The sequence below is a fragment of the Sphaerisporangium rubeum genome (assembly GCF_014207705.1).
Lineage (GTDB): Bacteria > Actinomycetota > Actinomycetes > Streptosporangiales > Streptosporangiaceae > Sphaerisporangium > Sphaerisporangium rubeum.
Genome location: NZ_JACHIU010000001.1, coordinates 361816 through 387477, shown reverse-complemented (window position 1 = coordinate 387477; position 25662 = coordinate 361816). Strand labels below are relative to the sequence as shown.

General features: G+C 71.4%; 24 protein-coding genes and 1 riboswitch. Of the genes, 15 read left to right on the top strand and 9 right to left on the bottom strand.

Features of this window, described 5'->3' with window-relative positions:
* Positions 1–468: 468 nt before the first annotated feature.
* From BJ992_RS01595 to BJ992_RS01585, 3 genes are read left to right on the top strand one after another with little or no spacing between them, the layout of a single operon-like run.
* Positions 469–1323, top strand: a complete 855-nt coding sequence (locus tag BJ992_RS01595; RefSeq protein ID WP_184978187.1) for a copper resistance protein CopC — start codon at positions 469–471, stop codon at positions 1321–1323.
* 25 nt (positions 1324–1348) lie between these two features.
* On the top strand, positions 1349–1723 hold the full coding sequence (locus tag BJ992_RS01590) for a cupredoxin domain-containing protein (RefSeq protein WP_184978186.1): 375 nt from the start codon (positions 1349–1351) through the stop codon (positions 1721–1723).
* Positions 1720–3042 (top strand): hypothetical protein, encoded by a 1323-nt coding sequence (locus BJ992_RS01585; RefSeq protein WP_184978185.1) that lies wholly within the window; start codon positions 1720–1722, stop codon positions 3040–3042. The genes BJ992_RS01590 and BJ992_RS01585 overlap by 4 nt, the downstream gene beginning before the upstream one ends.
* Positions 3043–3086: 44 nt before the next feature.
* Here BJ992_RS01585 and BJ992_RS01580 read toward each other — a convergent pair whose 3' ends face one another.
* From BJ992_RS01580 to BJ992_RS01555, 6 genes are all read right to left on the bottom strand, one after another.
* Entirely contained in the window at positions 3087–4106 is a 1020-nt protein-coding gene (locus tag BJ992_RS01580) for a ribonucleotide-diphosphate reductase subunit beta (protein ID WP_343072449.1), read from the bottom strand.
* The gene (locus BJ992_RS01575) at positions 4103–6385 is read right to left on the bottom strand and encodes a ribonucleoside-diphosphate reductase subunit alpha (RefSeq protein WP_343072448.1); all 2283 of its coding nucleotides are present in this window, start codon (positions 6383–6385) and stop codon (positions 4103–4105) included. Before BJ992_RS01575 ends, BJ992_RS01580 begins: the two co-directional genes overlap by 4 nt.
* 127 nt (positions 6386–6512) lie before the next feature.
* Positions 6513–6719, bottom strand: a riboswitch (cobalamin riboswitch).
* 60 nt (positions 6720–6779) lie between these two features.
* A complete protein-coding gene (locus BJ992_RS01570; protein WP_184978183.1) occupies positions 6780–7634 on the bottom strand; it encodes an ABC transporter permease subunit in 855 nt (284 codons plus the stop codon).
* Positions 7631–8965, bottom strand: coding sequence for an ABC transporter ATP-binding protein (locus BJ992_RS01565; protein WP_221474638.1), 1335 nt, complete (start codon positions 8963–8965; stop codon positions 7631–7633). Before BJ992_RS01565 ends, BJ992_RS01570 begins: the two co-directional genes overlap by 4 nt.
* The gene (locus tag BJ992_RS01560) at positions 8962–10065 is read right to left on the bottom strand and encodes a hypothetical protein (RefSeq protein WP_184978182.1); all 1104 of its coding nucleotides are present in this window, start codon (positions 10063–10065) and stop codon (positions 8962–8964) included. Before BJ992_RS01560 ends, BJ992_RS01565 begins: the two co-directional genes overlap by 4 nt.
* Entirely contained in the window at positions 10049–10675 is a 627-nt protein-coding gene (locus tag BJ992_RS01555) for a sigma-70 family RNA polymerase sigma factor (protein WP_221474637.1), read from the bottom strand. The genes BJ992_RS01560 and BJ992_RS01555 overlap by 17 nt, the downstream gene beginning before the upstream one ends.
* A gap of 356 nt (positions 10676–11031) precedes the next feature.
* Here BJ992_RS01555 and BJ992_RS01550 point away from each other — a divergent pair, with 356 nt between their 5' ends.
* Entirely contained in the window at positions 11032–11976 is a 945-nt protein-coding gene (locus BJ992_RS01550) for a GNAT family N-acetyltransferase (RefSeq protein ID WP_184978180.1), read from the top strand.
* 183 nt (positions 11977–12159) lie between these two features.
* Here BJ992_RS01550 and BJ992_RS01545 read toward each other — a convergent pair whose 3' ends face one another.
* The 3 genes from BJ992_RS01545 to chrA all read right to left on the bottom strand — a co-directional run bounded on the left by BJ992_RS01545 (position 12160) and on the right by chrA (position 15319).
* Positions 12160–13527, bottom strand: coding sequence for a YncE family protein (locus BJ992_RS01545; protein ID WP_184978179.1), 1368 nt, complete (start codon positions 13525–13527; stop codon positions 12160–12162).
* Entirely contained in the window at positions 13524–14063 is a 540-nt protein-coding gene (locus BJ992_RS01540) for a SigE family RNA polymerase sigma factor (RefSeq protein ID WP_343072447.1), read from the bottom strand. The genes BJ992_RS01545 and BJ992_RS01540 overlap by 4 nt, the downstream gene beginning before the upstream one ends.
* Positions 14064–14176: 113 nt before the next feature.
* Positions 14177–15319, bottom strand: a complete 1143-nt coding sequence (gene chrA / locus BJ992_RS01535) for a chromate efflux transporter (protein ID WP_343072446.1) — start codon at positions 15317–15319, stop codon at positions 14177–14179.
* Between the two features lie 99 nt (positions 15320–15418).
* Between chrA and BJ992_RS01530 the strand changes: the two genes are divergently transcribed.
* The 11 genes from BJ992_RS01530 (at position 15419) to BJ992_RS01480 (ending at position 25637) form a co-directional block, all read left to right on the top strand.
* Entirely contained in the window at positions 15419–16312 is an 894-nt protein-coding gene (locus tag BJ992_RS01530) for a diacylglycerol/lipid kinase family protein (RefSeq protein WP_184978177.1), read from the top strand.
* A gap of 183 nt (positions 16313–16495) precedes the next feature.
* Entirely contained in the window at positions 16496–16972 is a 477-nt protein-coding gene (locus BJ992_RS01525; RefSeq protein WP_184978176.1) for a hypothetical protein, read from the top strand.
* A gap of 118 nt (positions 16973–17090) precedes the next feature.
* Positions 17091–17513 (top strand): cellulose binding domain-containing protein, encoded by a 423-nt coding sequence (locus BJ992_RS01520; protein ID WP_184978175.1) that lies wholly within the window; start codon positions 17091–17093, stop codon positions 17511–17513.
* 244 nt (positions 17514–17757) lie between these two features.
* Positions 17758–18303, top strand: a complete 546-nt coding sequence (locus BJ992_RS01515) for a snapalysin family zinc-dependent metalloprotease (protein WP_184978174.1) — start codon at positions 17758–17760, stop codon at positions 18301–18303.
* 152 nt (positions 18304–18455) lie between these two features.
* Positions 18456–18998, top strand: coding sequence for an SRPBCC family protein (locus tag BJ992_RS01510; protein WP_184978173.1), 543 nt, complete (start codon positions 18456–18458; stop codon positions 18996–18998).
* Positions 18995–20170: a zinc-dependent alcohol dehydrogenase gene (locus tag BJ992_RS01505; protein ID WP_184978172.1), complete on the top strand. Its 1176-nt coding sequence runs from the start codon at positions 18995–18997 to the stop codon at positions 20168–20170. The genes BJ992_RS01510 and BJ992_RS01505 overlap by 4 nt, the downstream gene beginning before the upstream one ends.
* A 198-nt stretch (positions 20171–20368) precedes the next feature.
* The gene (locus BJ992_RS01500; protein WP_184978171.1) at positions 20369–21196 is read left to right on the top strand and encodes an SAM-dependent methyltransferase; all 828 of its coding nucleotides are present in this window, start codon (positions 20369–20371) and stop codon (positions 21194–21196) included.
* A 334-nt stretch (positions 21197–21530) separates the two neighbouring features.
* The gene (locus BJ992_RS33570) at positions 21531–24251 is read left to right on the top strand and encodes a nitrate- and nitrite sensing domain-containing protein (RefSeq protein ID WP_184978170.1); all 2721 of its coding nucleotides are present in this window, start codon (positions 21531–21533) and stop codon (positions 24249–24251) included.
* Between the two features lie 39 nt (positions 24252–24290).
* Positions 24291–24716, top strand: coding sequence for a roadblock/LC7 domain-containing protein (locus BJ992_RS01490; protein ID WP_184978169.1), 426 nt, complete (start codon positions 24291–24293; stop codon positions 24714–24716).
* The gene (locus BJ992_RS01485) at positions 24713–25063 is read left to right on the top strand and encodes a DUF742 domain-containing protein (protein WP_221474636.1); all 351 of its coding nucleotides are present in this window, start codon (positions 24713–24715) and stop codon (positions 25061–25063) included. Before BJ992_RS01490 ends, BJ992_RS01485 begins: the two co-directional genes overlap by 4 nt.
* Positions 25044–25637: a GTP-binding protein gene (locus tag BJ992_RS01480; protein ID WP_184978168.1), complete on the top strand. Its 594-nt coding sequence runs from the start codon at positions 25044–25046 to the stop codon at positions 25635–25637. The genes BJ992_RS01485 and BJ992_RS01480 overlap by 20 nt, the downstream gene beginning before the upstream one ends.
* Positions 25638–25662 lie beyond the last annotated feature (25 nt).

Below are 25662 nucleotides of genomic sequence, written 5' to 3'. Positions count from 1 at the left end.
TTCTCCTTCGGTCAGGGTCCCGGCCAGGAAGGGGTGTCCTGACCGGAGCGGCGAGACAAATGGAGAGTGACAAGCCCCGGCCGTTCGTGACATATGGAGACCTGACGACGGCCCATCCGTCTTTTAGCGGCTTTACGCAGTCGCAACTGCCGCAGTCAGTGGCACGGCGAGGACCGTACCGCGCCTCCGCCGCACCGAGAAGGTCTTCTGCCTGTTCGCGGCCTTGTTTTGAGGAAAGCGCGAAGAACAGAGGGCTCCGCCTGGAGAGCGGACGAGCCCGCGGGGGTCCTCGGATGACGGTGGCCAGGGGTGACGAGGTGGGTGCGGATCGCAGTCCGGTCGGGAAGCCGGTCTGACCGCAGACGTCGGATTTCCCCCAGGTTTCGTCAGATCAGGCGAAACTTCTGTTCAGACGGAGCTGGAAAGGTTAACCTCGCGAGAAAAGTGAGGCGGACAGCGGAGGTGCCTGTGAGGCGCGTAGTGACCCGTCTGCTGGCCGTTGTCGTGTCAGCCCTGGTCGCGATGGGTTTGAGCGTCTTCGTCCTCGGGGCTCCGGCGGCGTACGCGCACGGCCGTCTCGTCGTCTCCACACCGGCGGAAGGCAGCAAGCTCGACGAGCCGGTCGAGTCGCTGTCACTGGCCTTCACCGAGAAGCCCGCGTCGTTCGCGTACTTCACCGTGACGGCGCCGAACGGCCAGCGGGTCGACCAGCGCTGGTGGCACTCCGAGCCGTTCCCCCTCGACGAGCCGGTGCGCGAGCTGAACCTCGTGAACGGGGTGTGGGAACCGCAGTTCTACCACACCGGGTTCCCCGTGACCGTCCCCGTGAGCCACTGGCCGGGGAAGGGCACCTACGTGGCCCGGTACAAGACCGTGGCCTCCGACGGCGAGAAGGTCGAAGGCGAACTCCGCTTCACCTACACCGGCCGCGTCACCGCGGCGCCACCCGGCTGGCAGCCCCCCGCCGACGAACCGCTGCCGGAACTGCTCGCCGCCATCGAGCAGGGTCCGTCCAGCGCGGCGCCGCAGGCCACCTCACAGCAGGCGCAGCCGCAGCAGGCCCCGTCGCAGCAGCCGCAGACGCAGCAGCCGCAGAGGAGCCCCGTGTCGCAGGACGGCGACGGCGTCTCGGTCTGGCTCGTGCCGGTCCTGCTGGTCGCCGGGGCCGGCGTCCTGATCGCCTGGCCCGCGCTCCGCCGTCCCCGTGCCGCCTCTCGTGTCCCCGGGCCCCGGGGACGCCGTCCCGGTCCCACCTCTCGTTCCCCCGGGTCGAAGGGCCGCCGTCCGGCGAGCGCCTCCGCGGCGCGCAAACGCCGGCAGTAGTACCGACCCCGTTCCTGGAGCCCCCATGAATCACCCCCGGCGGTCCGCCGCCGCGACCCTGGCGATGCTCGCCCTCACCCTGCTTCTGGCCGTGACGGCGTGCGGCGGCGGCACGCCGGCCCCGGCCGCCACCGGGCCGGTGAAGGAGATGGTGATCACCATCGCCGGCGGCGCCGTGTCCCCGCCGTTCACGCGGGTCGAGGTGACGCGCGGCCAGGCCATGAGGATCACCGTGACGAGCGACGTCGCCGACCAGGCGCATGTCCACGGTTTCGACAAGAGGCTGGACCTCACGCCGGGGGTCGCCGGCACCATCGAGTTCGTGGCCGACGCGCCGGGGATCTACGAGGTCGAGGTCCACAAGCAGGAGCTCCCGTTGTTCCAGCTCCTCGTCCGGTGACCGGGGTGCTGCTCGCGCACGGCGTCGGAGAACGCCAGGACCTTCCCATCCCCTTCGGTCTCGCGCTGACCGGCGCGCTGGTCGCGCTGGTGGTGTCGTTCGCCGCGCTCGGCCTGCTGTGGCGCGAGCCCCGGCTCGGCGGCGAGGCGGCCGACCCGCGGCCCCTGCCGTCCTGGCTGCGGCGCGCCGCGGACTCCCCCGCCTGGCCCTGGGTGTGGCGGCTCGTGGGCCTCGCCGCGACCGTCTACTTCCTGATCGGCTTCGCCGGGCCGCATACCGCGGAGAACCCCACGGCCGGGGTGGTGTACGTCCTGTTCTGGGTCGGCCTGCTGCCGCTGTCGCTGGTGTTCGGCCCGGTGTGGCGGGCCCTGAACCCGCTGCGCACCGTGCACCTGCTGGTGTGCCTGGCCCTGCGGCGCGACCCGCTGCGCGGCCCGCGTGAGCTCCCCGCCGGGCTCGGCTACTGGCCGGCCGCCGCCGGGTTGTTCGCCTTCGTCTGGCTGGAGCTGGTGGCGCCGCAGCGCGCGACCCTTCCCGTGCTCGGCGTGTGGCTCGGCGTGTACGCGCTCGCCATGCTCGCCGGCGCGGCCGTGTACGGATCGCGATGGTTCGACCGCGGTGACGCGTTCGAGGCCTACAGCGCCGTCGCGGGCCGGCTGGCTCTGGTGGCGCGGCGCGAGGACGGGACACTCGTCTGGCGGCATCCGCTCGACGGCATCGCGGGCCTGCGACCGGCCCCCGGCCTCGTGGCGTTCGTCGTGGTGCTGCTCGGGTCCACGATGTACGACAGCCTGTCCAACGCACCGGTGTGGGTCCGCGTGCTGCAGAACGGCATCGTCCCCGCGCCGGTGGCCGGCACGGCGGGCCTGATGCTGGTGATCGCCTTCGTGCTCGCCGCGTACCTCGCCACGACCGGCCTCGCCGCGAGACGCACCGGCCGGTCCGCGCGCGAACTCGCCGGTGAACTGGCGCACTCGATCGTCCCGATCGCCGTCGGCTACCTCGTGGCGCACTACTTCACCCTGTTCGTCCTGGAAGGACAGCGCACCCTGGCCCTGCTGTCCGACCCGCTCGGCACCGGAGCGAACTGGCTCGGCACCGGCGGGTGGAAGGTCCAGGCGTTCGGGACGTCACCGGCGGGGACGGCCATGCTCCAGGTGACGGTGATCGTCATCGGCCACGTCCTCGGCACCGTGCTCGCGCACGACCGCGCGCTCCGCCTGTTCGACCGCAGGACCGCGGTCGCGGGCCAGGTCCCGCTGCTGGTGCTGATGCTGCTGTACACCGCCTTGGGCCTGTTCCTGCTGTTCGCCACCTGACCGTCGCCGCGGCGGCACCCCTCCAGGCGCCGCCGCGGGGCCTTTCAGAAGTCGGCGTCGAAGGAGACGCTTCCGGTGACGGCGACCTGGTAGGACGACACCCGGCGCTCGAAGAAGTTGGACAGCTCCTGCACGTCCTGCAGCTCCATGAACGTGAAGGGGTTGCGCGACCCGTACAGCGGGGGAATGCCGAGCTGGGCCAGGCGGCGGTCGGCGACGTGCTCCAGGTAGGCGCGCATGCCGGCCAGGGACAGGCCGGGGACGCCGTGGCCGAGCAGGTCCTCGGCGAACTGCGCCTCGCAGTCCACGGCCTCGGCCAGCATGCGCCGCACGTCGGCCTTGAGGTCGTCGTCGAACAGGTCCGGTTCCTCGGCGCGTGCCACGTCGATGACGTCGAAGGCGAAGGCCATGTGCATGGACTCGTCGCGGAAGACCCAGTTGGTGCCGGAGGCGAGGCCGTTGAGCAGGCCCCGCGAACGCAGGAAGTACACGTACGCGAAGGCGCCGTAGAAGAACAGGCCCTCGATGCAGGCGGCGAAACAGATGAGGTTCAGCAGGAACGCGCGCCGGTCCTGCTTGGTGGACAGGGTCCGCAGGCCGGCCAGGGAGTCGATCCAGCGGAAACAGAACTCGGCCTTGCGCCGGATGGACGGGATGTTCTCCACCGCGGCGAACGCCTCGGCGCGTTCGGTCTCGTCGGGGACGTAGGTGTCGAGCAGGTTCAGGTAGAACTGGACGTGCACGGCCTCCTCGAAGAGCTGGCGCGACAGGTACAGCCGGGCCTCCGGCGCGTTGACGTGCTGGTACAGGTTGAGCACCAGGTTGTTGGCGACGATGGTGTCGCCGGTGGCGAAGAACGCCACGAGGCGGCCGACCAGGTGCCGTTCCGCCGGGGACAGCCGGTCGAGGTCGGCGAGGTCGGAGTGCAGGTCCACCTCCTCCACGGTCCAGGTGTTCTTGATCGCGTCGCGGAAGCGGTCGAAGAACAGTGGGTAGCGCATGGGCCGCAGCGTGAGGTTCATGCCGGGGTCGAGCAGCATCGGGGTCTCCTGTGTCGCGGTCACTGGCACGCCTCGCAGGACTCGGGGTTCTCCAGCGAGCACGCGACGGTCTCCTCGGCGATCGGCACGGTGGCCTGCTGGATGCGGGTGGCGGGCCGGGACCGCAGGTAGTAGGTGGTCTTCAGGCCCGACTTCCAGGCGTACAGGTACATCGAGGACAGCTTGTCGATGGTGGGGGAGGCCAGGAACAGGTTGAGCGACTGGCTCTGGTCGATGTACGGCGCGCGGGCCGCCGCCATGTCGATCAGAGCGCGCTGCGGCAGTTCCCACGCCGTGCGGAACAGGTGCCGCACCTCGGCCGGCAACCCGGTGACGTCCCGCACCGAGCCCTCGGCCCGCCGGATCGCGGCCCGCACCCGCTCGGTCCACAGCCCTCTGGATTTCAGCTCGGCCACCAGCGCGTTGTTGATCTGCAGGAATTCGCCGCTGAGGGTCTCGCGCTTGAACAGGTTGGACACCTGCGGCTCGACGCACTCGTGGCAGCCGGCGATGGAGGCGATGGTCGCGGTCGGCGCGATCGCCACCAGCAGGCTGTTGCGCAGCCCGTGCTCGGCGATCTTGGCCCGTACCTCGTCCCAGCGCGGGGACGGCGGCAGGCTCCACAGGTCCGGCTGGAGTCGTCCCCTGGCGGCCCAGGTCTGCCGGTACGCCGGATGCGGGCCGAAGCGCGCCGCGAGGTCCGCGGAGGTGTCCAGCGCGGCCAGGTAGATCTCCTCGGCGATCCGGGTGGACAGCTCCTTGGCCTCGGCGGAGTCGAACGGCAGGCGCAGCGCGAAGAACACGTCCTGCAACCCCATGACGCCGAGCCCCACCGGCCGCCAGCGCGGGTTGCTCGCCGCGGCCTCCTCGCTGGGGTAGTAGTTGACGTCGATCACACGGTCCAGGAACGTGACGGCGGTGCGCACCGTCGCGCGCAGCCGGTCCCAGTCCATGCCGCCGGCGCCGAGGTGGGCCGCCAGGTTGACCGAGCCGAGGTTGCACACCGCGGTCTCGGTGTCGCTCGACACCTCGATGATCTCGGTGCACAGGTTCGACAGGTGCACCACGTTGCCGGGCTCTGCGGCCTGGTTGCACAGCCGGTTCGCGGTGTCCTTGAACGTCATCCAGCCGTTGCCGGTCTGCGCCAGCGTGCGCATCATCTTGGCGTACAGGTCGCGGGCCGCCACCTGCCGCACGTACCGTCCCGCGGCCTCCGCCTCACGGTACGCGGCGTCGAACTCGTCACCCCACAGGTCGGGAAGCTCCGGCACCTCGTCGGGGTCGAACAGCGACCACACGCCGCCGGCCTCCACGCGGCGCATGAACTCGTCAGGCACCCAGTTGGCGAGGTTCAGGTTGTGCGTACGGCGCGCGTGCTCGCCGGTGTTGTCCCGCAGTTCGAGGAACTCCTCGACGTCCGGGTGCCACGGCTCCAGGTAGACGCACGCGGCGCCTTTGCGGCGTCCCCCCTGGTTGACGGCCGCCACCGAGGCGTCCAGTGTGCGCAGCCACGGCACGATGCCGTTGGACCGGCCGTTGGTGCCGCGGATCAGCGCGCCGCGCGACCGCACCCGCGACCACGAGATCCCGATGCCGCCGGCGAACTTCGACAGGTGCGCCACCTGCGTGTAGCGGCTGTAGATCGAGCCGAGGTCGTCACGCGGCGAGTCGACCAGGTAGCACGAGGACATCTGGGTGTGCCGGGTGCCGGAGTTGAACAGCGTCGGCGAACTCGGCAGGTACGCCAGCGACGACATCAGCCGGTAGAACCCGATCGCCTCGGCCGGCGACCCGGCCAGCCCGCACGCCACCCGCAGCAGCCAGTACTGCGGCGTCTCGACCACCAGCCGCGTCACCGGGTGCCGCAGCAGGTACCTGTCGTGCACCGTCCGCAGCCCGAAGTACTCGAACCGCAGGTCGGCCGCGGTGTCCACCGCGCCGTCCAGCTCCGCCGCGTGCGCCGCGACGAACCGCGCCGTCGGGTCGCCGACGAGCCCCAGCCGGTGGCCGAGACCGATCGCCTCGCTGAACGACCGCGGCCCCTGGCCGCGCACCTCGTCGCCGATCCGCGCCGCCAGCAGCCGCGCGGCCAGCCGCGAGTACTGAGGCTCCTCGCCGGTCAGCTCCGCGGCCGTCTGGATCGTCAGCAGTTCCACCTCGCCGGCGCTCGCGCCGTCGTGCAGCCCGGCGGCCGTCCTCGCCGCCACCCGGCGCGGGTCGACGTCCGGCAGGCCGTCCGTCCACCGCTCCACGGCCCGCAGGACCGCGTCGTGCGCCGTCAACTCTTGCTCGGTGACCGTCACCGTTCTCTCCTCGCGAACTCGGCCGACGTGGCCGGGCACGCGCGAGGAGGCGCCGCCGGGGAACCCTCCCCCGTGCCGGAGCCGCGGGCCGTCCCGCGCGACCCCGGACCTGCCGCGCGCCGATGAGCGGCACGCGGCGCGACCGGCAGGTCTTCGGACTCGCGGGCACCTTGCTCGTTCCTACTGGCCGTCGCTTCCCGGGCCCGGAGGCCCAGTGCGTGGTGACGGCGGTCGTTCCCACTCACCGCTGCGGGGCAGTCCCGGACTTCCACCGGGTTCCCTCTTGCCCCGGCCCTCCTTGACGGACGGCCGGACCGGACGCACGGAAACCATATATAGGCGCCTCGGACTTGTCACGTCCAACATGTAGTGGCGGGGTGCGGCAGGGGTCAGGTCACAGGTCGCGGCGTGCGAAGGCCATGGCGGCGAGGCAGAACACCAGCGCGATCCACAGGACGGTCCACGTCAGGTAGGCGGCGGTGAGCGGCGCCACGCTCAGGAAGGGGAACCCGCCGCGCACGGCGGGGCCGCCGAACCGCGCGAGAGCCGCCGGGTCCTGGAAGGCGTGCATGGCGCCGCGCCACAGGCCGTCGGTCGGCAGCAGGATCCGGGAGACGGTGCCGACCCGCGCCACCCCTTCGTTGCTCATCGCCTGGCCGAGGCCGCCGATCACCCCGGCGATCCACGTGGCGCCGAACAGGCCGACGGCCACGATCCCCGACGCCATCGGCGAGATCACGGTGGACAGCAGCAACGCCAGGGTGAGCAGCACGGTCGTCTGCGTCACCAGGAGCGCGAGACCGGTCGCGGCCTGCGGGGGCCAGTAGCCGAGGGTGGCCCACATGATGAGGAACTCGGCGAGTCCCGCCGCCACCACGAAGGCGGCGCCGAAGGCCACGAGACCGAGCCACTTGCCGAGGAGCACCGCGGGCCGGCGGATCGGCCGCGCCAGGATCGACAGCGCCGTACCCGACTCGATCTCGCCTGCCATGGTGGGGCCGGACAGGAACGCGGTGCCGAGCGCCGCGATCAGGCTGAAGCCGAACATCACCAGGTTGAGCACCTGAGCGGCCACCAGCCTGGCCTCCCCTGTGGTGAGCGCCGCGAGCTCGACGGCCAGCCGGGAGAGCCCCCAGGCGCTGAGCCCGAGCAGCGCGGCCGTCATGGCGGCGACCGCCAGCAGCACACGGCGGCGCGAGGCCTCCTTGAGCGTGAGCACGGCGACGGTCGCCACGGTCCTTCCGGTCATGCGCGGTCACCACTCCGGTCGGCGGTCTGGTCGGATGTCCGGTCCGAAGTCCGGCCGAAAGTCCGGCGGGTGCTTCGGCCGGCACTCTGGCCGGAAGCCCTGTCGGCGGTCTGGCCGGTGCTCTGGCCGGTGGTCTGGCCGGTGCTCTGGCCGGTGCTCTGGCCGGTGCTGTGGTCGGTGCGGAGGATGTCGAGCAGGCGTTCCTCAAGGGTGACGCGGCCCGGTTCGACCGCGTGGACACGGACGCCGAGTGCGACGAGGCCGGCCACGAGGTCCGGTACGGCCGAGTCGTCCTCGCCGGGAGGCAGCGTGACGGTGTAGCGGTCCCCCTCGGCGGTGAGGCGGCCGGCGGCGGCGAGCCGGGCCTGCGCCTCGGGGCCGACGCCGTCGAGCCGCAGCCGCAGTTCGCGGCGGCCGAGCAGCTCGGCGAGGCTTCCCGACGCGGCGACCCGGCCCTTGTCGAGGATGACGACCCGGTCGCAGACCCGTTCGACCTCACCGATGAGGTGCGAGTTGAGCAGGACCGCGACCCCGCGCTCCTTGAGCGAGAGCACGAGGTCACGGACGTCGGCGCGGCCGAGGGGGTCCAGCGCGCTGGTCGGCTCGTCCAGCACGACCAGCTCGGGCCGGGCCACGAGCGCGACGGCGAGCCCGAGGCGCTGCTGCATCCCCTTGGAGAACCCCCCGACCCGGTCACGCGCGCGGTCGGCGAGCCCCACGGCGGCGAGGCACTCGCGCCGCTCGCTCTCCGGCACCGAGGCGCCGGAGAGCCGGACATGCAGGGCCAGCACCTCGGCGGGACTGAGCCACGGCTGGTACCTGAACAGCTCAGGCAGGTAGCCGACCCGGGCCCTGGCCCGCGGATCCCGTCCCGGCCGGCCGAGCAGCATCACGTCACCGGCGTCCGGCCTGACCAGCCCGAGCAGCATCTTGATGACGGTGGTCTTCCCCGCGCCGTTCGGCCCGAGCAGCCCCACCACCTCGCCGCGGCCGACGGTGAGGGACACACCGTCGACCGCGGTACGCCGCCGGTACCGCTTGCGCAGCCCCGAGCACCACACCGCAGGCGCCGGAGGCAGTCCGGCGACCAGCCGCTCGGCGTCGTCGAGCGCGGGTCCGGTCGCGGGTCCGGTCGCGGGTCCGGTCGCGGGTCCGGTCGCGGGTCCGGTCGCGGGTCCTGTCGCGGGTCCTGTCGCGGGTCCGGTCGCGGATCCTGTCGCGGATCCTGTCGCGGATCCTGTCGCGGATCCTGTCGCGGGTCCGGTCACGGATGGCGCCGTGGACCCGGTCGCGGACTCGGCCGTGGGTCCGGCCGTGGGGTCGGCGGTCATCGGTCCCACCTCAGCCCGCGTGCCACCGACAGGGCCTCGCCGGTGCTGAGGGAGCCCGCCACGGCGGTGACGGCGCCGTCGCGTACCCAGACCACGGCCGCCACCGAGCCGTCCCGGGTGGCGATCACCGTGGCCGGCGTACCGCCGACGTCGGCGGTGGACGTCGTCACCTCGTCGATCGACGTGAACACCGGCAGCGTCGCCGCGTCACCGCCGAAGGCCCGCAGCTGTGACGCGACGCTCTCCGGCATGAGCCCCAGCGACAGCAGGTAGTCGCGCGCCGCGGCGAACGGCACCCCTGAGGAGTACGCGACGGGGGCCACCGCGCGTCCCACGATCAGCGCCGGCACGGGACGGCCCCGCGACCACACCGCGGCGAGACCGGGGCCCGCGACCAGCCGGAACTGGCTGCCGTCGAGCCCGGCAGGCGCCGGTGGGATCGCCTTGCCGGCCGCGGCGGCGGTCCGTGCCGTCGTCGCGGCCGAGAAGGTGAACACCGCGCTCATCCGGCCGAGCACGTGGTAGGTGGGTTCCCCGGTGACGCCGCGCGGCAGCGACCCCACCCGAGGCACGGAAAGACCCGCGGCCTGGCGCGCGGCGTCGGGGCCCGCGACCTTGCGCACGTTCATCTTCTCCGTCACGTCGAGCCTGCCGAAGGCCGACAGGTCCGGCACCTGCACCAGTTCGGCCTCAGGGGCCCGGACCGGCGCTATCTGCTTGGCACGGAAGATCTGCAGCCAGTCCCCCGCCGCCGCGGCCCCCGCGCCGGTCAGCAGCACGACGACACCGAACACGGCGACCACGGGGCTGCGCAGCAGCGCGCGCCACCGGCGTGCGGAGGCCGAGCTCGCGGCCCCCCGTTCCTCGGCGGCGACCGCGTGCGAGAGGCGGCGCCACGCCGCGTCCACGTCGGCGTCCGCGTCCGTGCGCTCGGCGAACTCGACGTCCAGCGCGGCGCGTGCGGCCAGCGCGTCCTGCCTGGCCGTCGCGAGCCCGGACAGGCAGGCGGCGCAGCCGGTGACGTGCGCGCGGTCGGCGTCGGCGACACCGGCCGGCTCGTCGAGGAGCCGGCGCAGCGTGCCGTCAGTCGGATGACGCATGACGGTTCAACTCCTTACGCAATGCGGACTCGGCGCGCCGGACGGTGGTCCCCACGCTGCCGGGAGAAAGATCGAGAGCGGCGGCGACCTCGGCGTAACTGAGGCCGCTGTGCCGCAGTACCAGCGCGACCGCCTGCTTGCGCGGCAGCCGCGCCAAGGCGGCACGCACACGGCGGCGCTCCTCGCGCGCCATGACCGTGTCGGCGACGTCCGGGGACACCGCGTCACCGGGGTCGGCCGCCTCCTCGCGGGAGGCCCGGCGGCGGCCGGAACGCAGATGGTTCAACGCGGTGTGCGCCGCGGCGACGGTCAGCCAGCCGAGCGCCTCCCCGGCGGGGACCGAGGACCGGCCGAACGTCAGGAACACCTCCTGAGCGACGTCCTCGGCCTCGTCCCGCGAGCCGAGCACCCTGGCGGCGACCCCCACGACCCGCGGATAGGCCGTACGGAAGACCTGCTCCAGGTCGGCGCGGACGGCCTTGCCACCCCTCGGACCCGCCACCGCCTCGCCGTCCTTCCCCTCGGCCCGCCTGACCACCCCGGCGCGGCCCTGACCCGGCGGTGCGGCCGTCCGCGCGACGACCGGTGTGCCTTGCGCTGCGACATTCACATCCATGAAGCACCGCCGGAGCGCCACATGTGACATCACACCGCCGCGACCACACGCGCGCCGCGGCGATCCCGCCGCCGGAACCGCACAGCACCACACAGCGTCATACCGATCCGCCACCGGAACCACACGGCACCGCACAGCGTCGTACCGATCCGGCCGCCGGTAAATCGTTTGCGGGGCCGCCGGAGCGGCCGGTAGAACTGGCACCCACACCTCGCGTGCCTCGTGGCGCGCGCCGAGCGCGGAAGGAGGGCAGGCCATGATCACCGGAATCGTCGCGCGCCGGTCTTCCCGGGCGGGTTCGAACCGCTGACCGGGGGCGGCACGGCGCGACTCCCCCTAAGGAACGCGTCTTGACCGCAGTATCGTCACAGTACCCGCTCGGCCTCACCGTCCGTCCCATCACGGGACCGGACGAGGTCGAGCTGTTCAACCAGCTCCGTTACGCCTTCGACCACGAGATCGCCGGGGACCTGCGCGCGGGCCGGCGGCGGCCTGAGTGGCTGTGGGTCGCCTTGTCCGAGGGCCGGGTCGTGGCCCGGGCCGGCTGGTGGTGCCGGACCGGCGACGAACGACCCCTGCTCTTCGACATCTTCGACTGCGCCGACGGCCACGAGGCCGCGGCCCGTCACCTCCTCCGTACCGCGCAGGCCGCGGTCACCGGCGAGGGAACGCCGGTGCAGTACCTGCGGTTCGTCCCCGGCGACTGGCGGGACGACCCGGCCGTACGGCGCGGCGTGGACCGCCTCGTCGGGCTGATCGAGGAGCAGGGAGCCAGGCCGTTCGTGGAGCGGCTGCGCTTCCAGTGGGAACCGGGGACACCCGTCCCGGACCCCGGCGAGCGGCTCTCGTTCCGTCCCGTCGCCGGACGCGAGGAACTGGTCGGCCTGATGACCGAGATCCTCGACGGCACCCTCGACGCGCACAGCGTGCGCGACCTGCGGACCATGACGCCGCGTGAGGCGGCGGTGGAGCAGTACGACGACGAGATGGAGAAGTACACCACTCCGCGCGACTGGTGGCGCGTCGGTGTGCTGCCGGACGGCGAACCCGTGGGTTTCGTCATCGCGGCGCGGAACAACTACAACGCGGTCATCGCCTACATCGGCGTGCGGCCGGCGCACCGCGGCCGGGGGTACGTCGACGCGCTGCTCGCCGAAGGCACCCGGATCCTCGCCGGGACCGGCGCACCGCGGATCCGCGCCACCACCGACGTCGGCAACACGCCGATGGCGGCGGCGTTCCTGCGTGCGGGGTACGTCAACCACGAGCGTGAGATCCACTACGCCTGGTCCTGAGACAGGTCCGCCGGGTTCGGCCCGCGTCCCCTGACACGGGCCGAACCCCGGCGGATACCGGGTCGTCGCGGAGTCGTCGCGGAGTCGTCGCGGAGTCGGCGCGGAGTCGGCGCGGAGTCGTCGCGGAGTCGGCGCGGAGTCGGCGCGGAGTCGGCGCGGGGTCAGCGCGGGGTCGGCGCGGGGTCAGCGCGGAGTCAGCACCGGATACCAGCTCCCTGGACGCTGGCTGTTCAGGATGTCGCCGGAGATCGGGACGGCCTTGGAGCCGTCCACGGTGACGACCACGAGACGCGCGTCGAACTCGTCCTTGCACGTGCCGAGGCACTGGAGGCCGATGAGATGGCCGTCGTCGGCCCACGCGCGCAACTGGAGCATCTCCTGCCAGCCGACGAGACGGCCGGTGGCCACGTCGTACACGGTGGTCAGCGGTCCGTGTGGCTTCCCCGAGGCGTTCCTCATCCTCTCGGACTCCTGCGGTGTGACCGTCTTGAGCGGTCCGGGGGCGATGTCGAGGAACAAGCCGCTGTACAGCTTCCCGTCAGGCGAGTAACCCGGCCCGCCGAACAGCTCGAAGTCGCGTTCGGGTGCGGCGTGCGGCCGGCCGTCCAGGTCGTAGTACAGCCTTTCCGGCGGCTGTGCGGCACCCGGAGGCGGCGGCTCGTCGGCCGCGCGGTTCGGCTCGCTGATGAGGGTGCCGTCCATGTTCCATCGGAAGGAACCGGTGCGGAACGGGTTGGCGAGATTCTCCACCCTGTCACGGAAGACGGCCTGTCCCGTGGCCGCGTCCACGATGTGGTAGCCGAGCTGCTTGACCGGCGGGATGATCGCGCTCCTGCCGTTGTCCCTGATCCGCTCACGGATCGACGGGTCCTTGTCGAAGCTCGTGACCAGGATCCGCGCACCGTCCGGTGACCAGGCCACGTCGACCGCGGGCCGTGACAGGTCGATCCAGCGCACCTGCCGGGTCGCCAGGTCGACGATTCCCATCCGCCGGGCCGGCAGGTCGCGTTCCAGCACCGCCGCGTACTTCAGGCCGGGTGCGACGTCCACCTTCGACCAGTCGGTCCATTCATAGGTGCCGGTGCCGGGGTTGTACACATACCAGGTGTCGTGAGCGCGGTCGCTGCCCTTGCCGGTCTTTTCCCTCGCGGTGAGGTAGTAGGCCGAGACCGCGACCCGTCCCGCGGCGATCAGGTTCTTCGGCGGGGAGTTCCCCGTGTCGGTGCGGATGTCCAGCGACGCCGGCAGTTCCGCGGCGGTGACCTCGGCGGGTGGCGACATGGGGACGGAGGTGTCGACAGGCGTGGGAGCGGGATAGGTGGCCGCCGGCTGCTTGGCGGGGCCCGGCGCGGCGCCGATCAGGCGCGGCACGAGTACGCCGCCGGCGACGACGGCGGCGGTCGCGGCGGCGGCGAGCGCCACGGTGACCCACCGGCGGCGCGCCGCGCGCGGCGTACGGCCGCTCAGGGCCCGGTCGGCCAGGTCCTGCGGCACACGGGCCTCCTCGGCCCACTCTTTGAACGTCTCACGCAGCAGGGGGTCCAGAGTCATGAGGTGACCTCCTCGAACGGGGGCCGGCGGTTGGCGCCGAGGTCGGCCAGCTCCGGTGCGAGCACCCGCAGCCGGCCGAGCGAGCGGTGGACCGTGCTGCGGACGGTGCCGACGGAGCAGCCCATGATCTGAGCCACCTCGGCCTCCGGCAGATCCTCGAAGAAACGCAGCACCAAGGCGGCGCGCTGCCGCGCGGTCAGCCTGGTCAGCGCGTGACGGAGCACGAGTTTCAGCTCGGCCGCGTGCGTCTCGTCGCGGCCCGGCACGTCCGGCGCCTCGGCGACCACGGTCTCCCGCCGCCGCGAGGCGACGCGCCATAAGCTCACCTGCTGCCGGTACATGGCCCGCCGGACGTACGGCTCGGGGTCGTCGATGCGTCCCCACCGCGCGGCGGCCCGCGCCAGCACGGTCTGCAGCAGGTCTTCCGCCGCGTGCTGGTCCCCGCCGGTCAGCAGATAGCCGAGTCTCATGAGCGCCGGTGAGCGCGACGCCACGAACTCGCGGAAACGCCGCTCCTCGGCAACGTCCACGATCACCTCCGGAGGATTCGATGTCCTCCTGTTGACGCGGTGGACACCCCGTCGCTATGCCGGTCCCCGGTCGTCACGGTACAGCGGTACCTCCGAACGCGGAGGCTTCCGGTGAGGCCTCAGGTGAGGAAGGTGTGCGCCAGGCCGATGACGGCCCCTGCCCCGATGTACCAGGCGTTGTTGAGCCTGGTGCGCCACAGCAGGACCAGCGTGACCACGGCGATCGCGGCGGTCAGCGGGTCGATGACCGCCGTGCGCGCGAGCTGGTAGGAGACCCCCGCCATCAGGGCCAGCGCGGCGGCGTTCAGGCCGTCGAGGAGCGCGGCGGTCCACACGCTCGACCGGAGCCTGTGGGTGATCCTGGTGAGCAGGCCGACGAGGACGAAGGACGGCAGGAAGATCGCGACCGTGGCGAGGAAGGCCCCGACGGGCCCGGCGACCAGATATCCGACGAAGGTCGCGGTGGTGAAGACCGGGCCGGGGGTGACCTGGCCGATGGACACCGCGTCGATGAGCTGCTGGTCGGTGATCCAGCCGAGACGCTCGACGAAGTCGCCGCGCAGGAAGGCCAGCAGCACGTAGCCGCTGCCGTACAGCACCGAACCGATCTTCAGCATGGTGCCGAAGAGCTGCGCGAGCTGGCCCCACGTCGGGTCGGGGAACAACGGCAGGCCGAGGACCGCCACGGCCGGCAGGCGGCCGTCCGGCGGCCGGCGGGCCAGGCGCGCGGCGGCGGCGATGAGCGCTCCGGCGGCCAGGATCAGCAGTTCGTTGACGCCGAGCAGGTAGGCGGCGAGCGCGGCGACGGCCAGCGCGGCGAGCCAGACGTTCTTGATCACGGTGCTCAGCAGGCCGAACAGCGCGTGCGCGACGATCGCGATGACGGCCGGCACGATGCCGTACAGCAGGCCCTCGACGGCCGGGGTGCGGCCGTAGGTGACGTACCCCCAGGCCAGCGCGGTGACGATGAGCGCGGCCGGCAGGATGAAGCACACACCTGCGGCGATCAGGCCGCGCCGGCCGGCCCGGTCGTGACCGAGGTGGATGGCCAGCTCGGTGGAGTTCGGTCCGGGGATGAGGTTGGTGGCCGCCATGAGGTCCACGAACCGCTGGTCGTCCACCCAGCCGCGGCGGCGCACGAGCTCGTCGCGCATCATCGCGATGTGCGCCACCGGCCCGCCGAACGCGATGACACCGAGCTTCAGGAAGACCAGTGTCACCTCACGCAGATGCCGCACCGCCTCGGGTCTCCGCTCGTCCACGAGCCCAAGCATCCCGTACCCCCTCCCCGTGTGACGCGGAGGGTGGCGCGTATCGAAATCCCACGCCTTAACTGCGGTTCTCTGGGTAGTCGTCACCGCATGCCTACGCAGGTCGCGGTCATCGCGCACAAGAAGAAGACGCTCGGCGGCGGGCTTGATCGGCTTCGTGTCGTCCTGTCCGAGTACGACGTCGGAGAGCTGCTCTGGTACGAGGTGCCGAAGAGCAAGAAAGCCCCCAAGAAGGTGAAGAAGGCGCTGAAGAAAGGCGCCGAACTGGTTTTCGTGTGGGGCGGCGACGGCATGGTGCAGCGCTGCGCCGACACCATGGCCGGGTCCGGGGTGCCGATGGCCGTCCTCCCGGCCGGCACTGGGAACCTGTTCGCCGGGAACATGGGAATCCCGGTGGACCTTGAGGAGAGCGTGCGCATCGGGTTCCACGGTGAGCGCAGGAAGCTCGACCTCGGTGTGCTGAACGGCGAGCATTTCGCCGTCATGGCCGGGGCCGGTTTCGAGGCCGACATGGTGGCCGACGTGGACCGGGCCGCCAAGGGCAAGCTCGGCAAGCTCGCCTACTTCCGTGCGGCGGCGCGGCACGTCGGCGGCAACCCCGTGCCGATGGAGGTCAAGGTGGACGGCGTGCCGTGGTTCAAGGACGAGGCGAGCTGTCTCATGCTCGCCAACGTCGGCACCATCACCGGCGGCATCGAGGCCTTCGACGACGCGCGGCCCGACGACGGCTGGCTGGACGTGGGGGTCTCCACGGCCAAGGGCCCGATCCAGTGGGCCCGCGTGTTCACCACGATGGCCACCGGCCGGTCGGAGGACTCACCGTTCATCCGCGTCACCAGGGCCAGAGAGGTCACGGCGCGGTTCGAGTCCCCGATGACGTACGAACTGGACGGCGGCGACCGCGACGCGACGACCGAGATGAAGGCGACGGTCGCGCGCGGCGCACTCACTCTCTGTGTTCCCGAGCGCCGGCCGTCTGAGTGAATCTTCATACGGCGCGGGCCCTCGTCCTCGCGTGAAACCCCAGGCCAGGCCAGGCGTGATCTGTTTTCCGCCAGGCCTGGCCGCCGGTTTCGGTAGGGCGTAAACCGAGCGGCGTTGACCGCCGCCGGAGCGCGTGGCTCCATCACTCTCAATGCTCGGCAGCCATGAGAGGGGATGGTCAGTATGAGATCGCTCCGGAGGGTACTCGCGCTCGCGTCCACGCTCGTCACGAGTGGAGCGTTGCTGGCGGTGGCCGTGCAACAGCCGGCCGCCGCCGCCGCCGTCACGTTGACGGGAACGATCCGCTGCCAGAACGTCAACTACTACGGGGACACGACCCGCTGGTACCCGAACAGCGTCGGCATGTCCAGCGCGCCGTCCGGCCCGGCGCTGTCGCCTGGCGAGCTGGTCGCGGTCCCCTACCCCACGTACGGCTTCAGGTTCACCCGGACGCTGCCGAACGGCGCCACATCGGTGGCGGCGACCGCGCTGTGCAGCAGCGGCCACTCCCCGTACGGCGACTGGTCCCAGGCCGGCGGCAGCATCGCCATCCCCGCCTGGGCCACCAGCGCGACCATCGCCTGGAGCTGCTACACGGCCCCGGTCAACCCCGGCCCGTGGATGACCACCTGTTCCGTGGAATCGTCCTCGTTCAGCTGACCAGGACGGCCGCGGGCCGTCCGGTGGGACGGCGATCCCCTCCTCCGCCGTCCCACCGCCGCTCGACCGTGATCCCGGGTTCTCACGCGGACGAAACCGTCCGGCAGAAGGGCTGCTCATGCGACTTCTCAACCGCCTCGCGGCCATCGGCACAGCGGGCCTGCTCGCGACCGCACTGTGGGGTGGCGGCACCGCGCACGCCATGGACCCGCTGGCGGTCTTCTCGTGCGACGTCGACCTCACCATCACCAGCGAATGGCCCACCGGGTACGTCGCGACCCTTCGCTACACCAACACCGGCACCGAGCCCTTCTCCCCGTGGATCGGCCACTTCGAGCTTCCCGCCGGTGACACCTTCGGCACGGCCTGGAACGGGGTCTTCGCCACGGCGCCACCGATCGTGCAGGTGAAGGCCGCTCCCTGGGCCGGCCCCGGCATGGCGGCGGGAAGCTGGGCCGAGGTGGGCTTCGTCGTATCGCGCACCGCGGCGCACGGACCACCGATCAACTACAAGCTGAACGGCGTGGTCTGCACCGTATGACCCTCCACATGACCGTCCACGGCGCGGCACGCACGTCCCGTCGTGCGCGCCGCGCCGTGGTCGCCGTGCTCGCTGTGGTCCCATAACACGGCAGTAGGGGACAACTGGCGTGTCCCCGGGACGGCTCGCCGAGCGTACGTTGACGGGAGCCCCACCCGAGGACTCCAGCGATCATCGGCCCACCCGTGCCGGTGATCCGTCCAGTGCGCCTCGCGGTGGTCATCCCCGACCGAGGAGACCCCCGATGCACCTCAGAAGGTTCCTCCGCACCCTCTCGGCCCTCGTCCTGGGCCTCGCCGTCCTGTCCTCCGTCACCCCCGCTCAGGCGTCGGCGGTGCGCGTGCTTCGGTACGACGCCAGCCGTGCCGCGGAGTTCCGCACCGTGGTCGACCAGGCCGCGCAGGTCTGGAACGCGAGCGTCACCAACGTCCGGCTCGTGGCGGGGACCCCCGCCGACTTCGTGGTGCTCGCCGACGACGGCTGGCCCCGGGCCCAGGTCCGCAGCCTCGGCAAGGGCACCATCTGGATGGGGAGGGAGGCCGTGGGCCAGGGGTACTACCCCCTGCGCATCGCCACTCATGAGATGGGCCACATCCTCGGCCTCCCCGACCGGCGCACCGGCCGCTGCACCGACCTGATGTCCGGGTCCAGCGCACCGGTGAGCTGCACCAACGCCAACCCCAACTCGGCGGAGCGCGCCGAGGTCAACGCGAACTTCGCCGGGTTCTCCGCGCTCACCGAGATCGACCGGCTCTACGTCGACGACGCCGGCCTGGTCCCCGCGCCGTAGCGGGTCACGACGGCGCGTCCCCGTCCCTGTCCGGTCACGCCGGCGGGGACGGGGTTCCGGCCATCTGGAATGAACAGATTTTGAAGTACTTCTCCCCGGCACGCCTACTCCCCCCTGCTTTCGGTAGCGGGTGAGAGGAGGAGGGAGAAGCCATGGAACTGACAGCCGCGACGACCGTGCGCAAACCCGCGCGAGAGGTGTACGCGTACTGGCGTCGCCTGGAAAGCCTTCCGGAGTTCATGGGCCACCTCGACGAGGTGCGGTCCACGGGGCAACGGACGAGTCACTGGACCGCCTCGGCGCCGTTCGGCCGGACGGTCGAGTGGGACGCCGAGATCACCGACGACGTGCCGGGGGAGCGGCTCGCGTGGCGCTCGGCCGGTGAGGCCGACGTGCCGAACGCCGGGGAGGTGCGGTTTCGGCCGGCCCCCGACGGGGTGAGCACCGAGGTGCACGTGCGGATGACGTACGAGATCCCCGGCGGGAGACTCGGCAAGGCGGTCGCCGAGTACTTCGGCGAGGAGCCGCACCAGCAGCTCGACGACGACCTGCGCCGGTTCAAGCAGGTGCTGGAGACCGGTGAGGTGATGCGGTCCGACGGGGCTCCCTGGGGCAAACGGGCCCGGCACGAGTTCCCGCAGCGACCGGCGCAGCCGCTGACGACCGAGGAACTGGAGAAGGGGGTGAAGGCATGAGGGCCAACACCTGGGCGGGACGCAACAAGGTCGAGGTCCGCGACGTGCCGGATCCCGCGATACTCAACAGCCGTGACGCCATCGTGCGGATCACCTCGACCGCCGTCTGCGGCTCCGACCTGCACCTGGTCGACGGATACGTGCCGACCATGCGGGACGGCGACGTGCTCGGCCACGAGTTCATGGGTGAGGTCGTCGAGGTCGGCCCCGGGGTGGACCCGGGCCGGCTGCGGGCCGGCGACCGCGTCGTGGTGCCGTTCCCCATCGCCTGCGGCGCCTGCGCGGCGTGCGCGGCGGAGCTGTACTCGTGCTGCGAGAACAGCAACCCCAACGCGGGGATGGCGGAGAAGATGTTCGGCCATCCGCTCGCCGGGATCTTCGGGTACTCGCACCTCACCGGCGGGTTCGCCGGCGGCCAGGCGCAGTACGCGCGGGTGCCGTTCGCCGACGTCGGGCCCATGAAGATCGAGTCGGACCTGACGGACGAGCAGGTGCTGTTCCTGTCCGACATCCTGCCGACCGGTTACATGGGTGCCGAGATGTGCGACATCCAGCCGGGTGACGTCGTCGCCGTCTGGGGTGCGGGCCCGGTGGGACAGCTCGCCATGGACTGCGCTCGGCTGCTCGGCGCGGCGCGGGTCATCGGGATCGACAAGGAGCCGTACCGGTTGCGCATGGCGGAGGAGGCGGGGCACACCGTCGTCGACTTCGAGGACACCGACGTGCGCTCGCGGCTGCTGGAGCTGACCGGCGGCCGTGGTCCTGACAAGTGCATCGACGCGGTCGGTCTCGAGGCCGACCACGGCAGCGCGCACATCAGCGCGTACGACCGCGTCAAGCAGGCGGTGCGCTCGGAGACCGACCGGCCGCACGCGCTGCGGCAGGCCATCATGTCGTGCCGCAGCGGCGGCGTCGTGTCGGTCATCGGCGTGTACGGCGGGATGATCGACAAGTTCCCGGCCGGCGCGTGGATGAACCGGGGGCTGACCCTGCGTACCGGCCAGTGCCACGTGCAGCGGTACATGGGACCGCTGCTCGAGCGGATCGAACGAGGCGAGCTGGACCCGGCGCGCGTCATCACGCACACGCTGCCGCTCGAAGAGGCGGCGCACGGCTTCGAGATCTTCAAGAACAAGCAGGACGGCTGCGAGAAGGTCGTTCTCAAGCCCTGACATCGCCGTCCGGCGGCCCGACCGGCGCGTTCTCCCCAGGGACGCGCCGGTCGCCGTGCCGGCGCCGGACACCACCGGTCTGCCCGGCGCCGAAGGCCGCGCGGCTCATTGACGTGTCCATTGACCTCACACAGGATGGTGTTTGCCCAAGCGTTTGTTAGCGCTAACACAACAGCCGTGAGAAAGCAGTGATCATCCGTGGACGACTCGACCGAAGCCCAGGCCCGCCTGCTTGAGCGGATCAACACCAAGATCCCCCATTCGGCACGCATCTACGACTACCTGTTAGGCGGCAAGGACAACTTCGCCGCCGACCGCGAGGCGGCCGAGCAGCTCATGCGGCTCTCCCCCGGCACACGTGAGGGTGTCCTCGCGCACCGCGCCTTCCTGCGCAGAGCGGTGCGTCACCTCGCCGCCGACGTGGGGGTCACCCAGTTCCTCGACATCGGCACCGGCATCCCCACCCAGGGCAACACCCACGAGATCGCTCAGCTGGCGAACCCGCAGGCGCATGTCGCCTATGTGGACAACGACCCCATCGTCCTGGTCCACGGCCGTGCTCTGCTGACCGGCACCGCGGAAGGCAGGACCACGGTGATCGAGGCGGACCTGCGGCAGCCGAAGGAGATCCTTTCCCACCCCCAGGTCCAGGAAGTGATCGACTTCAACCGTCCGGTGGCCGTCGTGCTCGCCGGGGTCATGCACTTCATCACCGACGACGAGGACCCCTTCGGCCTGGTCGAGCAGTACAAGGCCGCCGTCCCGCCGGGGAGCCACCTGCTGCTGTCGCACATCACGATGGACTTCGCCCCCGAGGTGCGGGACGCGTTCACCAAGCCGTACGACAAGAGCACCGCACCCATGGTGCCGCGCACGCTGTCCGACGTGGTGCGCTTCTTCGACGGCTGGCGGGTGATCGACCCCGGCGTGGTCGAGGTGGTGAGGTGGCGGCCGGACGCGAACCGTGATCGCATCCCAGGGGACGGGCACGCCTGGGCTTACGGCGGCGTCGCCGTCAAGCCGTGACCGTGGCGACCGGTACCGGCCATCCTGTCCGGTACCGGTCCTGACTGTGATCTATCACAGCTGTCGGGTGACGTTTCGTGATGCTTCTCCGGCTTTGGTGACGCAGCGCAAGAAAAATGCCGCTCACGAGCCACATCGATATGGAAACTTCGTATTGTCGTCTTGAGGCACGTATGTCCCAGTGGCATCGTTAGGCCGGTCATAGGCGCACCTGCCGTGGGGGGAGCCCGGGGAAGGCGTCGGCCCGCGGTCGCCTGCCGCGCACTGCAACGCATATTGGACTTGATGGATGAGCTCACCCCGACCGATCCGCACGAAGCTACTCAGGATCCTCGTGCTTCCCCTGGTCTCCATGGTCGCACTGTGGGGTGTGATCGCGTACGCCAGCATCCAGGAACTCACGGAGATCAACCGCACCCAGAGCCGCTGGCAGACCATCGGCTCCCCGGTGCTGCAACTCGTGTACGAACTCCAGCGGGAACGCCAGGCCTCCGCTCAGGCCAGCAGCGGCACCGCCGGCGACACGGCACTCGCCGACCAGCGGCGGACGACCGACGAGCAGGTCAGACGGCTGCGCCAGGTCATCGGCCCGGGAAGCGCACGCGCGAACACCGAACCCCCCGCCGCCATGCGCGCACTGCTCGGCAGCCTTGAATCGCTCCAGTCGCTCCGGCAGTCCGCCGACAACGGCACGCTCTCGCCACGCCTGAGGGTCATCGAGGCCTACAACAGGCTGGTCGACGACGCGCTCGGCCAACTCAACGACGAAGAGACCCTCAGCGACGTGCCGTCGTACCGCGCCGTGCGCGGCATGGCCGCCTACATCGAGGCCGCCGAGTACCTGAGCCGGGAGAACGCGGTCCTGTCCAGCGCGATCACACAGGGACGCATGACCCCCGCCGGCCGCTCGGCCTTCGTCTCCGCCATGACCGGCCGCCGCATCGCCATGGCCGACGCCGGCCGCGACCTGAAGCCCACCCTCGGCGTCTACTACGAGAACATGGTGCGTAGCCTGCCGTACCGGCGCCTGCAGGCGGTGGAGGACCGGATCCACAATTGGAACGCGGCAGGCACTCCCCCGCTTGACGCCGGCCTCTACAAGAGCGACGCCGACCTGCTCGGCGTGAGCATCGTGCGCGACACGCAGTACGAACTGTTCTGGTCGGAGGAGGCACGGCAGACCGACAAGGTCGCGACGTACTGGCGCATCGGACTGATCCTCGGTGTCGGCCTGCTCGCCGTCGTCGCGTCGATCGTGCTGTCCTACCGCTTCGGCCTCTCCCTGATCAGGGAGCTGAGGCGCCTGCAGAGCTCCGCGGCCGAACTCGCGGAACGGCGGCTGCCGCGTCTCGTCGAGCGGCTGCGCCGAGGTGACGACGTGGACCCCGCCACGGAGGCACCGGAGCTGGAGTCCGCCGGTACGGCCGAGGTGGAGCGGCTGGTGGAGGCGTTCTCCGCCGTCCAGAGCACCGCCGTCGGCGCCGCGGTCGACCAGGCGAGGCTGCGCAAGGGTGTCGGCCAGGTGTTCCTCAACCTGGCGTGGCGCAACCAGGCGCTGCTCCACCGCCAGCTCACGCTCCTCGACACCATGGAACGCCGGGTCGAGGAACCGGAGATCCTCGAGGACCTGTTCCGGCTCGACCACCTGACGACCCGCATGCGGCGGCACGCGGAGAACCTCGTCATCCTGTCCGACGCGACCCCCGCGCGCCGCTGGCGGGACCCGGTGTCGATCTTCGACGTGGTGCGCAGCGCCGTGCTGGAGGTCGAGGACTACACCCGCGTCATCGTGCCCCCCATGCCGCAGGCCCCGCCGCTGCTCGGTGTCGCGGTCGCCGACGTCATCCACCTGGTCGCCGAGCTGGTGGAGAACGCCACGGTGTTCTCGCCGCCGGAGACCAGCGTGGCCGTGCGCGGCATGCCGGCGGCCAACGGCTTCGCGCTGGAGGTCGAGGACCGCGGGCTCGGGCTGAGCCAGGCGGTGCTCGACGAGCTCAACGCCAAGCTGTCGGAGCCGCCGGAGTTCGACCTGGTGGACAGCGACCGGCTCGGCCTGTTCGTGGTGGCGCGGCTCGCCGCGCGGCACGGCATCAAGATCTCGCTGCGCCGCTCGCCGTACGAGGGCACCACAGCCATCGTGCTGCTGCCTCCCTCCCTGCTGGCCGTCCCCGAGCCCCTGGCCCCCGCCGCGGCGGGGTCCGGCTCCGCCGACACCGCCACCTGGGAACCCGTCGCCCCCGAGGGCCCCACCACGGTGGCCCGTCAGGTGCGAGCCCTCACCACGGCCTCCCCGGCGGGTCCGCGCACCCTGTCCGGCGTCGCCGAACCGACCGGCCTGGAGACCGTCAACGGCGCGTACCACGGACCCGGCGGACCCGGCGGGCCGGCTCTTCCTGGCGGTCCGGACGGACCCGGCGGTCCGGCGGGGTACGGCGGCGGACCCACCGGCCCCCACGGACCCGGCGGATTCGACGGACCCGGCGGATTCGACGGACCCGGCGGATTCGACGGCGGGCCACCCGCAGGCGGCCCCGGTGACCCCGGCGGGTACGCCGGCGGACCCGCCGGATACCACGGCAACGGCGGAAACGGCGCGCCTGAAGGGTTCGAAGGGAACGCACCCGTCGAACACCGGCCGGCGCCGTACCTCGAACCGGCGTCCGACTGGTTCCAGGCCGCTCCCCGGCCCCCTCGGGAGTCCGGGCCGCCGTCACCGGCGGCGTCTCCGCCGGCCCTGGCCCAGCCACCGGGCCCCGCTCAGCCACCGGGCCCCGCTCAGCCGGCGCCGCCGCGGCGGGTGACACCGCCGCACGAGCAGACGACCTCCGCGACGTCGTTCCCCCGGCCGCAGGCATATGTGCCGACCGGTGAGGACGAAGACCTGGACGGGCTGCCGATGCGTGTGCGGCAGGCCAGCCTGGCTCCGCAGTTGCGCACCTCCCGGCCCTCCGAGCAGCGCGACGTCACCTCCCGCTCACCGGAGGAACTGTTCACCATCATGTCGTCCATGCAGCGGGGCTGGCAGCAGGGCCGCGACGAGACCGGCAAGAAGTAGATGAAGACGATGAACGCGGTATCGAAAGGAGGGCCTCCCATGCCCGATCACCGACCCGAGCTGAGCTGGCTGCTGGACGACCTGACTCAGCGAGTGCGCGGCATCCGGCACGTCATCGTGCTGTCCGCCGACGGTCTTGCCATGGGTGGCTCACGAGGACTGACCCGTGAGGACTCAGAACACCTGTCCGCCATCTCCGCGGGAAGCCACAGCCTCGCGCTCGGCGCGGGACGCCACTTCGGTCTCGGTGGCGTCCGGCAGACGATCATCGAGCTGGAGGACGGCTTCCTGTTCGTGACCGCCGCGGGGCAGGGTGCACGGCTCGCGGTGATCGCCACAGGGGACGCCGAGCTCGGCATGGTCACGTACGAGATGGCGCTGCTCGTCAAGCGGGTCGGCGAGCACCTGTCCACGTTGCCGAGGGGTGCCGCTCCGGCACCCGCCTGGAATGGCTCCAGGCCGTGACAGGTGAGGATCCCGGGCCGCTGGTCAGGCTTTTCGGCCTGACCGGCGGCCGTGCACGCCCCCCGGGTGAGGCCTTCAATCTGGTGGCCATCGTCACGACCGTCGCTATTCCTTACGAGCAACCGGACCTGACCCCGGAGTACCTCGCCGTCCTCGCGACATGCCGCCGGCCCATACCGGTGGCGGACCTCGCAGCGCATCTCCGCCTCCCGCTCAACATCATCCGGGTGATCCTCGGTGACCTGCGGCGTGAAGGCCTCGTGACCATCGAACGACCGCAGCCTGCCGCACAGGCGATCGACGAACGCATCTACAGGGAAGTACTGCATGCGCTACGCAGCCTCTGACCGGACCGCTGCCACCGGCGCACCGCCGGCGATGGCCATCAAGATCCTCATCGCCGGCGGTTTCGGGGTCGGCAAGACGACCATGGTCGGCACGATCAGCGAGATTCGTCCCCTGCACACCGAAGAGTTGCTCAGCGATCGCGGGGTCGGCGTCGACGACCTCTCCGGAGTGGAGACCAAGACCACCACGACGGTGGCGCTGGACTTCGGCCGCATCACCGTGCGGGAAGGGCTGTGGCTCTACCTGTTCGGCACACCGGGACAGGACAGGTTCTGGTTCATGTGGGACGAGCTGTCGCTCGGCGCACTCGGCGCCGTGGTGCTCGCCGACACGCGCCGGTTGCAGGACTGCTTCCCCGCGGTGGACTACTTCGAGCAGCGCGGCCTGCCGTTCGTGGTCGCGGTCAACTGCTTCGACGGTGCGCGCCGCCACGACCCGCACAAGATCCGCCGTGCGCTCGGCCTGGACGGCGTGGCGCCGATCGTGCTGTGCGACGTCCGCGACAAGAACTCGGTCAAGGAGGTGCTGACGACCCTCGTCACCTACGCGGTCGGCGGCAACTTCTCCGGATGACGAGACCCGTCTCCGCCCGGCCCAA